The organism is Idiomarina abyssalis, from assembly GCF_900116625.1.
Lineage (GTDB): Bacteria > Pseudomonadota > Gammaproteobacteria > Enterobacterales > Alteromonadaceae > Idiomarina > Idiomarina abyssalis.
On the sequence record NZ_FPBE01000003.1, the window covers coordinates 251,496 to 265,486 of the forward strand.

Annotated in this window: 10 protein-coding genes; 8 read left to right on the top strand and 2 right to left on the bottom strand. The window is 48.6% G+C overall.

What is annotated here, in order from left to right:
- The first annotated feature begins 83 nt into the window (after positions 1–83).
- The 5 genes from BM359_RS08300 to BM359_RS08320 all read left to right on the top strand — a co-directional run bounded on the left by BM359_RS08300 (position 84) and on the right by BM359_RS08320 (position 7,207).
- Positions 84–2,747 carry a M14 family zinc carboxypeptidase gene (locus BM359_RS08300; RefSeq protein ID WP_054488608.1) on the top strand — a complete coding sequence of 888 codons (2,664 nt, stop codon included), beginning with the start codon at positions 84–86 and terminating at the stop codon, positions 2,745–2,747.
- A 9-nt stretch (positions 2,748–2,756) separates the two neighbouring features.
- Positions 2,757–3,419 (top strand): potassium channel family protein, encoded by a 663-nt coding sequence (locus tag BM359_RS08305; RefSeq protein WP_054488606.1) that lies wholly within the window; start codon positions 2,757–2,759, stop codon positions 3,417–3,419.
- Entirely contained in the window at positions 3,416–4,786 is a 1,371-nt protein-coding gene (locus tag BM359_RS08310; protein ID WP_054488603.1) for a TrkH family potassium uptake protein, read from the top strand. Before BM359_RS08305 ends, BM359_RS08310 begins: the two co-directional genes overlap by 4 nt.
- A gap of 65 nt (positions 4,787–4,851) precedes the next feature.
- The gene (locus tag BM359_RS08315; RefSeq protein ID WP_054488601.1) at positions 4,852–6,744 is read left to right on the top strand and encodes a methyl-accepting chemotaxis protein; all 1,893 of its coding nucleotides are present in this window, start codon (positions 4,852–4,854) and stop codon (positions 6,742–6,744) included.
- A 25-nt stretch (positions 6,745–6,769) separates the two neighbouring features.
- Positions 6,770–7,207 carry a DUF4399 domain-containing protein gene (locus BM359_RS08320; RefSeq protein WP_054488599.1) on the top strand — a complete coding sequence of 146 codons (438 nt, stop codon included), beginning with the start codon at positions 6,770–6,772 and terminating at the stop codon, positions 7,205–7,207.
- Here the strand turns inward: BM359_RS08320 and dinB are convergent.
- Positions 7,204–8,274: a DNA polymerase IV gene (gene dinB, locus BM359_RS08325; RefSeq protein WP_054488597.1), complete on the bottom strand. Its 1,071-nt coding sequence runs from the start codon at positions 8,272–8,274 to the stop codon at positions 7,204–7,206. The two genes, BM359_RS08320 and dinB, sit on opposite strands and share 4 nt — an antisense overlap.
- Positions 8,275–8,358: 84 nt before the next feature.
- Between dinB and BM359_RS08330 the strand changes: the two genes are divergently transcribed.
- Positions 8,359–8,784, top strand: a complete 426-nt coding sequence (locus BM359_RS08330; protein WP_054488595.1) for a c-type cytochrome — start codon at positions 8,359–8,361, stop codon at positions 8,782–8,784.
- 226 nt (positions 8,785–9,010) lie between these two features.
- Positions 9,011–11,611 carry a sensor domain-containing phosphodiesterase gene (locus BM359_RS08335; RefSeq protein ID WP_054488594.1) on the top strand — a complete coding sequence of 867 codons (2,601 nt, stop codon included), beginning with the start codon at positions 9,011–9,013 and terminating at the stop codon, positions 11,609–11,611.
- A gap of 15 nt (positions 11,612–11,626) precedes the next feature.
- Here BM359_RS08335 and rep read toward each other — a convergent pair whose 3' ends face one another.
- Complete coding sequence (gene rep, locus BM359_RS08340) at positions 11,627–13,633, bottom strand: DNA helicase Rep (protein ID WP_054488592.1); 2,007 nt, start codon at positions 13,631–13,633, stop codon at positions 11,627–11,629.
- Positions 13,634–13,743: 110 nt separating this feature from the next.
- Here rep and BM359_RS08345 point away from each other — a divergent pair, with 110 nt between their 5' ends.
- Entirely contained in the window at positions 13,744–13,989 is a 246-nt protein-coding gene (locus tag BM359_RS08345) for an accessory factor UbiK family protein (protein ID WP_011233471.1), read from the top strand.
- The last annotated feature ends 2 nt before the right edge of the window (positions 13,990–13,991 follow it).

Sequence of the window (13,991 nt, forward strand, 5' to 3'; positions counted from 1 at the left end):
CTTGTTCAAGCTTTTACATTAGGGAGACATAAAAATAAACCCTAAGCATTGTTTCGGCAGTGTGTAAAACAACAGGAATGAAGATGCGCAGTCTCAAATTAGCGGCGCTGGTAGCCGCCTCGTGGTTCGTGATACCCACCCATGCACAGCAGCTGTCCGGCGAAAGCTCCATACTCCCTGAAGCCAGGTACAGCGACTCCGAAGTGACCGTCGAGCAAGTTCTGGGTTACCCCATGGGTACCAAAATTACCAGTCCGGCGGATATGAGCCGCTATTTTGAAGCACTGAAGCAGGCCTATCCGAAACAGGTAAAACTGCTTGAGTACGGCAAAAGCTGGGAAGGACGCACGCTTTATTATGCGGTTATTTCCAGTGAAAAGAACATGGCCGACTTTGACGGCTTCATGCAGGGAATGCAGTCCTTAGCAGACCCGCGTAAAACCGACAGCGATGACGCTGAGCAGTTAATTGACCAATTGCCCGGCAGCATCTGGCTGTCCTACGGCGTTCACGGCAATGAAATTTCCTCGCCCGAAGCGGCTATGATGACGGCTTATCATTTACTGCATGACCAGCGTGAGCAGACTCAGCAGTGGCTGGACAACACCATGGTGTTTATTGATCCATTGCAAAACCCCGATGGGCGGGCTCGTTTTGTGGATCGTTACTACATGAGTGTTGGGCTTGAGCACTCAGGCGATCGTCGCAGTGCAGAGCATAACGAACCCTGGCCGAACGGGCGCACTAACCATTACCTGTTTGATATGAACCGCGACTGGATTGCGTTGACGCAGCCTGAAATAAGCGGACAAATTGACGCCTTACTAAAATATTATCCGCTGGTGTTTGTTGACCTGCACGAAATGAGCGGTGATTCCACATACTATTTCACCCCCGAGGCGCGGCCTTATAACCCACTGATAACCGAAGCGCAGCGGGAAACGCTGAACTGGATTGGTAAGAATAATGGTCAGTGGTTTGATGAAAAAGGCTTTGATTACTTTACCCGTGAAATTTTTGATGCCTTTTACCCGGGGTATGGCGCCAGTTGGCCGCTTTATCAGGGCTCAGTTGCTATGACTTATGAAATGGCTTCGGCGCGTGGACATTTGTTTGAGCGCGAAGACGGCGACGTGCTGACCTACGCCGATGGTGTTCAACAGCATTTTATTGCGTCTATTTCGACAATACAGACGGTTTCCGAGCGTCGAGAAGCCTTGTTGCAGAAGTTCTGGGAATACCGTAAATCAGCGGTTGAAGCCGGTGAAGACGGCGATGTCCGTTCTATTATTCTGCCCGCTAAAGATGATCCGGCTGCTGCGCGCAAGCTGGCGTCCTTGCTGGTTGAGCAGGGTGCTGATGTGAACCAGGCGGAGGAAGCCTTTGATGTGTGCGGAACTGACTATGAAGTCGGCGCTTACATCATTGATATGGCACAACCTGCACACCGCATGATACGTACCTTAATGGATAAGCAAGTGGACATGGCGGATGACTTTTTGGCGGAGCAGGAACAACGCCGAAACAACAACCTGCCGGACCAAATTTATGATGTAACCGGCTGGTCACTGCCATTAATGTTTAACGTTGACAGTCATCAGTGTGATGACCTGCCGGATGTTGCCACGGCATCGGTTGAAGAAGGGCGCATTGAACCCGGTAAGGTCATTAACCCGGACGCCAAGGTGGCCTTTTTGGTTCGTTGGGGTGACATGAATGCGGGTCGCTTCCTTACTGCCGCCTTGCGGGAAGGCCTGGAAGTTCGCCAAAGCGAATTAGCCTTTACCCATGAAAGCGCCGGCGACTTTCCAAGTGGTTCGCTCATTTTAACCCGCGCAGACAACCAGGGTGGCTTACAGGCAAAACTGCAGGAACTGGCTAAAGCCTCGGGCGCAACCGTTGAAGGCGTCGATTCAAGCTGGATGACCGCTGGTCCGAACTTCGGTTCACATAATGTGAGTAAGCTCGAAGCGCCAAACATTGCTATTGCCTGGGACGAACCCGTCAGTGCCTATAATGCGGGCCATACACGCTTTGTTATTGAGCGTCAGATGGGCTATCCGGTAACAGCTATTCGTACTATGCAGTTGCTTCGTTCTGATTTGGACGGTCTTGATGTTCTGATCCTGCCGGAGGGGCGCTACGCAGACGTCTTAAATGACAAAGCGGTTGAAAAAATTAAGCAGTGGGTGTCAGACGGCGGTGTTTTATTAACCTTAGGCAGCGCCTCTGCCTGGGCCGTTGAAGCCGGCGTGTTAAACACTAAACTTGAGCGCAAAGTCCCCGAAGAAGGCGTTACTAAGCCGGAAGACGAAGCTAAAGTGGACGGTAAAGTCATTGAAAGCCGCGAGCAGTTCTTAACGGAAATAAAGCCGCACGGCGCTGACCCGGACTGGGTGCCCGGTGCGCTGCTAAATGCTGAGGTGGATACCGACCACTGGTTAAGTGCCGGTGTAAAGCCACAGGTTATCAGTATTTATAACGGCAACGATGTGTTTACACCTATTGATATCAACCAGGGTAGAAATATTGCCTGGTTTGCGGGTGCGGACGATATGCTGGCTAGCGGCTTTTTGTGGGATGACATTGCACAGCAACTGCCTTACAAACCGCTATTAATGTGGCAGCCAACGGGTAATGGTATGGTTATCAGCTTTACTCAGGAACCCACTTACCGCGCTTACATGGACGGTTTAAACACCTTGCTGATGAATGCGCTGTTCCTGGCGCCGGCAAAAGCACAATAGGAGTCTGACATGGCAGAATTTGGCGTCATTGGTTTAGGGCGCTTTGGTGCCCGAACCTCGAAGGAACTGCTTGACCTTGGGCACCGGGTAATCGGTGTTGATTCGGACGAGAAAGCGGTAGAGGCGATGGCTGATGTGTTAACGCATTCAGCCATTGCTGATGTGACCGATGAGAAAGCGCTGCGCGAGCTGGATTTAACCAACTGTGAAGTGGTGCTTGTTGCTATTGGAGAGGATCTCCAGGCAAGCTTACTGTGTGTTCTGCACTTAAAAAGTATTGGTGTAGAAGAAATCTGGGCCAAAGCAACGTCTAAGTCTCATCACCAAATTCTGTCTAAGCTGGGTGTCACCCGCATTATTCACCCTGAAGAAGAGATGGGAATACGAGTTGCGCAGTCACTGAACTACCCAATGGTCAACGAATATATGTCGCTTGGCCATAATTGGTATTGTGTCGAAATTAGTGTTGGCGAGTACCTTAAGGGTAAGACCCTGGAAGACATCATGCCCGATGACAGTGAGTATTTTCATGTTTTATTAATTAAACGGCGTGATGAGGTGACAGTGGATCCTTCTATGTCGATGACTCTGGAAGGCAATGAAACTTTGGTGATGGCTGGCAGCTTAAAGGCTCTGAAAGCCATTGCACCTAAGTTAAAAGAGTCTTCATGAAGCAGTGGATCCCTTCAACAGCCTGGCTTTACCGACGCCCTGGCAGGAAAAGGCGAAAAGCTTTTAGTGCCAGTCCGCCGGTTATTCTGTCGGGAGGTTTTGCCTGCTTAATTCTATTGGGCACCTTATTGTTGAAGTTGCCTTTTGCGACCGAACAACCGATAACCTGGTTAGAAAGTCTATTCACGGCTACTTCCGCTGTGACCGTAACCGGACTCGTTGTCGTGGACACCGGGGCGACTTACACCCCATTTGGAATGGGGATTCTGGCTTTGCTCATTCAGGCGGGTGGCTTAGGTTTCATGACCTTTGCTGTTCTGGCCGCCATTTCAATCGGCGGACACGTCGGTATGCAACATCAGGTGCTGGCAAAAGAGGCTATGCAGCAAACCAGTCTCGCCAGTATTGGGCGCACGGCAAAAGCGGTGGTCTCTTTGGCTTTAATCGTTGAAGCCATTGCAATAATAGGCCTGACGCTCACCTGGTGGCAGGAAAAGGGCTTTATTGATGCCTTTGCTGAAAGCATTTTTTACGCTATTTCTGCCTTTAACAGCGCCGGGTTTGTTTTGTCTCCTAACGGTATTGTGGATTATGCCAGTAGTGTACCCGTGAACCTTATTATCAGCATTTTGTTTGTTATTGGTGGTTTGGGCTTTTCGGTGATTACCAATATCTACGAAAAACGCCGTTGGTATAAATTTTCGGTGTATACCCGGGCCATTTTATGGGCGACCTTAATTATTAATGTATTGTCGGTAGCTATTATTTGGCTGCTGGAAATGAATAACCCGGCAACATTCGCTAACTTAAGTTTTGGGGACCAGGCTATGGCTGCCTGGTTTCAGGCAACCACCCCTCGCTCGGCAGGTTTCAATACGGTTGATACCGGAGCAATGACGGACGCCAGTGCCGTGTATACCATGTTGTTAATGCTTATTGGTGGCGGTTCAATGAGTACTGCTGGTGGCATAAAGTTAGGGACTTTTATTGTTTTGCTGGTCGCTACTTATGCTTTTCTTCGCCGCCGTGAACACGTCACTTTATTGAACCGTACCGTTCCTCAGGAAGTGGTGATGAAAGCACTTGCGGTCACTCTAGTTACCTTAACTTTGATGTTTCTGGGTATATTTATCCTAATGATTTTGAATCCGCTGCCGTTTATAGATATAACCTTTGAAGTTTTATCGGCTTCGGCAACTGTTGGGTTGTCCAGGGGAGTTACCGCAGAAGTAACGACGGCAAGCCAATTGGTGTTGGTGTTCCTGATGTTTGCCGGACGTGTCGGGCCATTAACATTGGCTTATTTTCTGGCAACGCCAAGGAAACGACACATCCGCTTCCCGGAAACGGACATTCAAGTGGGATAGCCCGATAAAACGACTGACCGCCTAAGAATGCTCATAATAGAACGATAATAAGAGATGCTTTTAAGATGCTGAAAAAATTGAAGTTTACACAAAAAGTGACGGCTGTTGCATCGCTAATACTGGTGTTAGTGTTGGGTGTCTTTACGCTCACTAACTTTTTGCAGATGTCGACTCAAACCCGTAGTAACTTGCAGCATCAGATGCAGGCGTTATCGGACTCTGTATCAAGCAATATCTCGCAGTGGTTCAATGACCGTATGAGCATTGTTCAGGCAACGGCTGACGCCTATGACGTTGATGATTCCACCGCCCGTTCATTAGAACGCGTGCAACAGTCAAAAGCGGCCGGGAAGTTTAAAAATGTTTACTATGGCTTAATTGACGGGACCTTCCTGCTGGATGATCCGAGCATTGATTTGCCCGATGATTACGATGCCCGCAGCCGCCCCTGGTATCAATTAGCGGTTGATGAAGGGCAACCAACCTATACCGCGCCGTATATCGACGTTACAACCAACGAATTGACCATTACCGCAGTCGTTCCTATGCGTCGGAATAACCAGCTGGTCGGTGTTGCCGGCGGCGACATGATGCTGGATGAAATCTCGAACATTGTAAACGACATCGACTTTATGGGCCTGGGTTTTGCTTTTCTGGTAAGTAGTGACCGTAATATTCTGGTTCACCCGGATGAAAACTGGATTGAAAAATCTGTGAATGACTACGCCGGGCAGCCGGTGTCATTGAGCCCGGACTTTTCTGAATACCGCATTAATGACACCGAACAGCTGGTTTCTTTTCATAAAATAAAAGGTATTCAGGGCGTCGACTGGTACCTGGGTGTCGTTATTGATCGCGACCAGGCTTACAGTAACGTGTCGACCTTTGCCTGGACCGCAGTGATCTACCTGATTATTGGTATTGTCGCGGTTGTTGTATCACTCACCTGGCTACTGCGTTTACTGCTGAAGCCGCTGCGCAGACTCAATGAAGCTGTTACTGACATGGCTCGTGGTGAGGGTGACCTAACTCAGCGGCTGCCGGTTGAATCAGATGACGAGTTTGGTTTGGTTTCACGGCGCATGAATGAATTTATTGAAAAAATTCAGCAAGCCTTACTTGAGGTGAATGCGGCGGCCCAACAGGTGGAAAGTAACATTCGCAGTATGGTCAAAGCGAATGATGACTCTATGGATATTGGTAGCGAGCAGGCGGGTAAAGCCAGCTCTGTCGCAACCGCAATTAATGAGCTTGGCGCCAGTGCGCACGAGATTGCGGAAAATGCTGCAAAAGCCTCTGAGCAGGCCAGTTCAGGTACTGCAAAAGCATCATCGGCAAGAGATTCGCTGCAACACAACCGACAGCAAATTCAGCACTTGTCCGAGCGCATGGATGCCTCCAGCCAGGCCATTCATACCCTGGATGAAGATACGCAGAATATTGGAAATATTATTGAAGTGATTAAAGGCATTACCGAGCAAACCAACTTGCTGGCACTTAACGCGGCGATTGAAGCGGCAAGGGCTGGTGAAGCTGGTCGTGGTTTTGCGGTCGTTGCCGACGAAGTGCGTAACCTGGCGCAGCGGACATCGTCATCGGCTACCGAAGTCGAGTCAATGATTGAACGGGTCAGGGCTGGTACGCGCAGTGTCGTTGAAGTTATCAAAGAAAGTCAGGAAATAAGCAGTGCCTGTGTGCTAAGCGCAGAGGAATCTGCTGAACACATGTCAGAGATTAACGGCATTATCGTCAATATCGATGATGTGAATCATTCGGTGGCTTCAGCAACGGAACAACAGACTTCAGTGATCCAAACACTGGATCGTGACATTATGGATATTAGTAGTATGAACGATCAGAGTGTCAGCAATCTAAATAATACCAAGCAGGCATGTCGTGAACTGAATACGGCATTTGAACGCTTGGAACAATTGGTGACACAGTTTAAACTGAATTGATTGATATCAATAACTGGAGAAACTTATGAATAAAGCATGGATGATTGGCGCTTTAGCCATGTTAGGCGGCCCTGTACTTGCAACCGCACAGGCAGCAGAAACAGAACGTACGGAAGCATCGCAAGAAGCCCAGGCTTACATTATCTCTCCGCAAAACGGTGAGACCGTGGGTAAAACCTTTAAAGTTAAGTTTGGTTTAAGCGGTATGGGTGTGGCACCAGCGGGTGTTGACGTAAAACATACCGGGCATCACCACTTGCTAATAGATAAAAATGAATTGCCGGCTATGGATAAGCCAATGGGTGGCGATGTTATTCACTTTGGTGGTGGTCAGACGGAAACCACGGTGACTTTAGAGCCGGGTGAACATACGTTGCAGCTCATTCTGGGTGATAAAAACCACGTGCCGCATAACCCTGCTGTTGTTTCAGAAAAAATCACCGTTATCGTCAAAGACGATTAATCCAGCTCAAGTTCGAGTTGTAATTGCTCGTTGGGGTCAGGCAGTGTTGCGCTGATCCCCAACAGCCTCACACCTTTCCCTTTACCGCGCTGCCAGGCTTCATCTAAGAGCTGATAAAACAAGCTGGGCGAAATAAACTGAGAACTGCGCGAGACCGTTGTTTGAGTAAAGTCTGAGAACTTCAGTTTAAGGGTTTGACTGCGAATGGGCTGTTCCCGCCAATGTGATATCTTCATCCGTTGCCGCAGCTTGGGTAATAAGTTGTCCTGAACATAAGCCTGTGCCGTCGACTCCAGCCGCATATCGGTTGTTAACGTTTGCTCAACGCCCACGCTTTTTCGAATACGTTCAGTCACCACCTCCCGGCGGTCACGACCATGACAACGCTCAAATAAAACATACCCGGCCTTTTCCCCAAGAATAGCCTGCAGTTGTTTTAGCTCAATTTGTTGTATGTCTTTACCCGTGGTCAAACCATGATTTGTCAGTACCTGCTGGCTTTTCGGGCCTACGCCGGGGATCTGCTTCAGATTTAAAGCCGATATGTAATCCAGTACCTCGGAAGGATGAACAACAAACTGGCCGTCGGGCTTACGCTCTTCGCTGGCTATTTTCGCAACCATTTTTTGATTGGAAATGCCGGCAGAGCCTGTTATTCCAAGCGTTTTTATCCGCTCGCGAACATGGTTCATAGCCAGGGTGGCACTGCCTTTAAAGCCTTCAAGGTGGGTTAAGTCTAAATAGAACTCATCGATAGAAGCAGGTTCAATACGTGGCGTCAGTTCCTGCAGAACATCCAGAACCTTGTTGGAGAGTTCCCGATAATAATTTCCATCAGGCCGTATAAACGTTAATTGTGGGCACAGACGTCGCGCATGGCTGCCCGGCATGGCGCTTTTTACGCCGTACTGACGAGCCAGGTAATTTGAAGTTGCCACCACGCCTCGCTCACCGCCGCCGCCAACAGCAAATGGACGCGTTTTCAGGCTGGGATCACGCAATTCTTCGGCCGAAGCAAAGAAAGCATCCAGATCCAGCAAAGCTATTTTGCGAGCAATTTCAGCCAAGTGTTTATCCTTTGCGCATTTGTGGTTATAATCGCATCCACTAACTGGGCGTGCAAGAACACCAGCCATTTGTAGGAGAAACCAGTGAAAGTTATGAATTCATTTTTCGTTAAGAGCGTTTTGGGCACTATTTCTATGCTGTTTGCGCTAAGCATCAGTGCGTCATCTGTACAGGATGATATGTCACGCGAAGCGATAGCAGAGCGTATTAAGCCAGCAGGTAAGCACTATGTGGCTGGTGAGAGCAGTGCTGCTGAAGAAAGCAGCGGTCCACGGTCAGGCCAGCAAGTTTACGATAAGTTTTGCACAGCCTGCCACACCAGCGGTGTTATGGGTGCGCCTAAAATGAACAATGCATCTGACTGGGAAGCACGTTTAGACCAAGGTATGGAAACTGTATTAAAACACGCGGTTGAAGGCTACAACGCTATGCCGCCCATGGGAACGTGTAGCGACTGTTCTGAAGACGAAATTCAGGCCGCTATCGACTATATGATTGAAGATATCTAAAACACATGAGTTTTAAGATGTTCTGAAAAGGCTGCCAGATTGGCAGCCTTTTTTCGTGTCAATTGACGTTAACTTCTTCCCCGAAATTTCCTCGTTCCAATTATTTCTTTACAAATCTTTTTTATTTTTTGACAGAGGTCTATACTGTACGACTGTTATTAAACCTAACAAGTGTTAAAAAAGTGTATTTGCGGCAAGGAGTGTCAGTGTTTAAAGGTGAACCTGGATGACAGACCGTAAGGTAAGCAAGGAGCAGCTTCAGGAGTTACAAACTGAAAATGAACGCTTGCAAAAGGTCATTACCCGTTTAAAAGGGTTGACTCAAAAATACCGATCGGCTGAAGTCGTACAAAAGGCGCTGTTTCGAATTTCGGAGCTGGCGGCTTCTGCACGCGAAATGGATAACTTTTACCAGTCACTGCATGAAATCATCGGCGAACTGATGTATGCCCGCAACTTTTACATCTGCCTTTATGAACCTCAGGAAGAGCTTGTCGATTTTGTCTACTTTGTTGATGAAATTGATCAAGACACGATATTCGAACGCATTCCAATTGAGCAACTCAGTAAAGGTTTAACTGGCTACGTTTTAAGAAAGGGCCAGTCGCTTTTATGCCCACCTGAAGTCTACCAACGGCTTATTGATAACAATGAAATTGAAGGTTTGGGAGCCGAACACCAGGACTGGCTGGGTGTCCCTCTTAAACGTGGTGATATTACTATTGGCGTTATGGTTGTGCAGAGCTACAGTGCCGATGTCCGCTACGATACCTCTGACGAAGACCTGTTGACCTTTGTTTCGCAACACGTAGTGAATGCACTTGAACGCTTAAAACAACGCGATTTAATGCAAAGCGAAATAGAGCACCAGACTGCCGAACTTCGACATGCCAATGAAAGCCTGATGAGCGAAATCACCATTCGGGAAAGGGCTGAGCAGCAGACTTCGGTGCTGTTCGCAATTTCAGAGTTGACCAATACCTCTGATGACATGAATGCGTTTTACCGACAATTGCACCGGCAAATTGGCAAACTCATTCATGCCGATAACTTTTATGTGGCGTTGCTGTCGGATGATAAAAAGTTTCTGCATTTTCCTTATCACGTAGACGAGACGGGCGCAAAAGCAGAACGTCGTCGCGTAGGTAAAGGTTTGACTGAGTACGTCATTAAAAAGCAGGAGCCGGCTTTTGTGAATGCGGCTGTCAGGCAGAAGTTACTGAAAAAGAATGAAATTGAATTAGGTTATGGCGGCATGAAGCTGGCGAAGCAGTGGCTGGGCAGTCCGCTAATGATGAACGGTCAGGTGTTTGGTGTTATTGCGGTGCAGACTTATGACGGTGACTTCCTTTATCAAAATGATGACCTGGAGCTGCTGAACTTTGTTTCGCAGCACGTTGCTGTTGCTATCGACAGAAAGCGTTCCGCTGAAGAAATTCAACGAGTGAACCAGTTTCTTGAGAAGAAAGTGGCAGAGCGCACCGAAGAGCTTGTATCAGAAATTGAGCGTCGAAAGAAAACAGAGTCCAACTTATTCCACGCTGCACATCACGATAACCTGACCGGGTTACCCAACCGGATTTTGTTTAATGAGCGCCTGCAGCAGGCTGTAGCGCATAAGCGCCGCCATCCTGAACATCATTTTGCGGTATTGTTTGTCGACCTTGACCGTTTTAAAAACATTAACGATACCCTTGGTCACTCTGCTGGTGACGAATTTTTGCTGGAAGTGAGTAAGCGTATTGGCGACTGTGTGCGTGACAACGACATGGTTGCGCGTTTGGGCGGTGATGAGTTCGTTATCTTACTGGATACCATTACCAGCATTGATGACGCGAAAGACGTTGCCAAGCGAATGATCCAACAAATGAGTGAGCCGTTTCAGCTGAATGGGCAGGAACATTACTCCGGTGCCAGTATTGGTATTGCCGAGTGTCTTGAAGAGACGGACTCGGCGGAACGTCTCCTGCGTGACGCAGACGCTGCTATGTATCAGGCTAAAGGCATGGGGCGGGGCCGTTACGTATTATTCGACGACAGTATGCATGAAACGCTTGTCGACAGTGTACGCAAAGAAACGGCGTTGAGACACGCGAAAGTCGACAAGGACTTTGCTGTTAGCTATCAACCAATCGTTGATTTAAAAACAGGCGATGTGAAAGCGGTAGAAGCAAAGTTAGTGTGGGATGATCCCCGTTACAGTTTCGACAGCGAGGAGTTTCTGCCTCTTGCTGAGCGGACGGGGCTTATTGTTAAGCTCGACAGGTTTGTTTTACGTACCGCCAGTCGCTGGCTGGTTGAAAATAAGGTCAGCAATGAAACGTCGTTGCATCTTAATTTATCGGTTAGGCACCTGCTAAAAACCAGCCACCTGAATGAGCTGGTTAATATCGTTATGGACAGCGGCGCCAAGCCGGAAAATATTGCGTTAGAGTTTGATGAAACTGATTTGGTGAAAGATGGCCGACGGGTGCTCGCAAGTCTCAGGCGGCTGTCGGAATTCGGCTTTACACTGGTTATCGATAATTTTGGTAGTGGCTCCGGGCCGTTGCAGTTCTTGTATAACTTCCCGTTTACGGTATTAAAGCTGGATCATCATTATATTGCCCGGCTAAGCAGCAATAACCGTGCTCAGGCCATGCTTAAGCACATAGTTACGCTGTGTCATGAACTGAATATTGAGGTTTATGCAGACGGTTTAGAGACTGAAACACAAAAGGACGACGTTGAAAAACAGGGCGTCACTATTGGTCAGGGGAGTTTTATTGACCAAAACTATGAAAGCCGTATCGTTAAAGACGACGACTCCAGCTTCGTGTGCGCGTAATCGTTATCACCGGCGCTATTTAAGCGCATTCTTCAACATTTCCAGCCCCTGACTTCTTTGTTCTTCCCGCTCTTCATCTGATTTCTGCTTGCGGTGTTCCCATTCTAAGTCATCCTGAGGGAGCTCTAGCAGGAAACGACTGGGCTGCGGCTCAAGCTTTTCCCCAAACTGGCGGCGCTCTTTCGCCATAGTGAAGACTAACTTATGCTGTGCCCGGGTTATGCCCACATAAGCCAGCCGACGCTCTTCTTCAATGTTGTTTTCATCAATACTGCTTTGGTGCGGCAGTAAGCCTTCTTCCATTCCCACCAAAAACACGTAAGGAAATTCCAGACCTTTGGACGCATGCAGAGTCATTAACTGCACCTGCTCAAACTGCTCGTCATCTTCGTTGCGGGACATCATATCGCGCAGAGATAAACGGCTGACGACCTGATTCAGTTCCATAGGCTCATGCTCGGCATCGCCTTTTAGCATATCGGACACCCAGCGATGCAGCTCGTACACGTTTTTAATCCGCATTTCGGCCGCTTTTGCACTGGGGCTTTGTTCAAACAACCAGTCCTCGTAACCAATTTCGCTGAGCAACTGTCGCACCGCATCGCTGGCATCTTCCTGATGATCAGCCTGACGAGCGAGGGTATCTATCATATTACGGAACACGTCCACATGCTGAAAAACACCGGTGCTGAGCTGCGTTTTTAAGTGGGGTGACTGGCAGGCTTCAAATAAGCTGCAGCCTAACTCCTGCGACAAACGACCAATGCGCTCCACGGTTTGCGGACCAATGCCACGGCGCGGCGTGTTAATAATACGCAGAAAGGCGGTGTCGTCGGTTGGGTTCACCAATAACCGCAGGTAAGCCATAATGTCTTTGACTTCCGCACGGGCAAAGAATGACTGACCACCGGTAATTTTGTACGGAATACGGTTGTTCATTAGCGCCTTCTCAAACAAGCGCGACTGATGGTTACCCCGGTATAAAATGGCAAAATGGTGATACGGCGTTTTACGCAGGAACCGCTGCTTCACAATTTCAGCTATGACCCTTTCGGCTTCATGTTCTTCATTCCGGCCAAAGATAACACTCAGCGGCTCGCCGTATTCCATCTCAGAAAACAACTTTTTCTCAAAGACGTGCGGATTATTTTCAATGAGTATGTTCGCCGCTTTCAGAATACGGCCGTGCGACCGGTAATTCTGCTCCAGTTTCACCACTTCCAGTTGCGGGAAGTCCTGCTTTAACAGTGCGAGGTTCTTCGGTTGCGCACCGCGCCAGGAGTAAATGGACTGGTCATCGTCGCCCACCACGGTAAAACGGGCACGCTCGCCCACCAGTAATTTAACCAACTGGTACTGACTGGTGTTGGTGTCCTGATACTCGTCCACCAATAGGTATTGAAACTTCTTTTGCCAGCGCGCGCGGGCGTTTTCATTGGTTGCCAGCAGTAAGGTTGGCAGACGAATCAGGTCGTCAAAGTCAACCGCATTGCAGGCACTCAGGTTATTTTGGTACTGCTGATAAACCTGCGCGAAAGCATTTTCCTGATCGTTTCCGGCTTTTTCTAAGGCTTGCTCAGGGGAAAGCATGGCGTTCTTCCAGTGGCCTATCTGGTGCTGACAGGCTTGAATCAGCGCTTTATCGCCCTCAAATACATCTTCAGTAAGAGCGTTTAGAAGGGCGTAGGTGTCCTGGTCGTCAAACAATGAAAAACCGGGCTTAAACCCCAGAGTGCTGAGTTCGCGCCGGATAATATTCAGCCCCAGAGTATGAAAGGTACACACGGTTAAACCGCGCAGCTGCGCTTTCGGCAAGGTTTGCGCAATACGCTCTTTCATCTCTTTGGCGGCTTTGTTGGTGAAAGTCACCGCGCCAATTTGGCGTGCCGTGTAAATTTGCTGACGAATAAGGTAGGCAATTTTCTCGGTAATAACCCGCGTTTTACCGCTACCGGCACCGGCCAGCACCAATAAAGGACCCTGAATATAATGTACAGCCTGGTTCTGGCGATCGTTCAGCATGGGCGCCGCGGAGTTCCTGATTCGTGAAAAAGCCGATAAGAAGCTCGGATTTTACCTGAATCTCCTGCTAAGCTAAATGAATAAGCAACGATTTACACAAAGAGAGACTTATGGACAACAAAACAATAGAGAATATTGCTCGCCAAATTAACGACAGCATGCCAGCCGGCGTAAAAGAGCTGGCGGGCAATATGGAGCAGCGTGTTAAACAAACGCTGCAGTCACAGCTGTCTAAACTCGACTTAGTGACCCGCGAAGAGCTGGACGTACAGCAGCAAATGTTACTGCGCCTGCGCGAGCGAGTTGAGCTGTTAGAAAAAGAACTGGAAGCGACCAAGAACCAAAACAAGGACTAAGT

Bases quoted from the DNA above. Each gene is read 5' to 3' on its own strand.
- BM359_RS08300 (WP_054488608.1), top strand. From the start codon at position 84: ATGCGCAGTCTCAAATTAGCGGCGCTGGTAGCCGCCTCGTGGTTCGTG.
- BM359_RS08305 (WP_054488606.1), top strand. From the start codon at position 2,757: ATGGCAGAATTTGGCGTCATTGGTTTAGGGCGCTTTGGTGCCCGAACC.
- BM359_RS08310 (WP_054488603.1), top strand. From the start codon at position 3,416: ATGAAGCAGTGGATCCCTTCAACAGCCTGGCTTTACCGACGCCCTGGC.
- BM359_RS08315 (WP_054488601.1), top strand. From the start codon at position 4,852: ATGCTGAAAAAATTGAAGTTTACACAAAAAGTGACGGCTGTTGCATCG.
- BM359_RS08320 (WP_054488599.1), top strand. From the start codon at position 6,770: ATGAATAAAGCATGGATGATTGGCGCTTTAGCCATGTTAGGCGGCCCT.
- BM359_RS08335 (WP_054488594.1), top strand. From the start codon at position 9,011: ATGACAGACCGTAAGGTAAGCAAGGAGCAGCTTCAGGAGTTACAAACT.
- rep (WP_054488592.1), bottom strand. From the start codon at position 13,633: ATGCTGAACGATCGCCAGAACCAGGCTGTACATTATATTCAGGGTCCT.
- BM359_RS08345 (WP_011233471.1), top strand. From the start codon at position 13,744: ATGGACAACAAAACAATAGAGAATATTGCTCGCCAAATTAACGACAGC.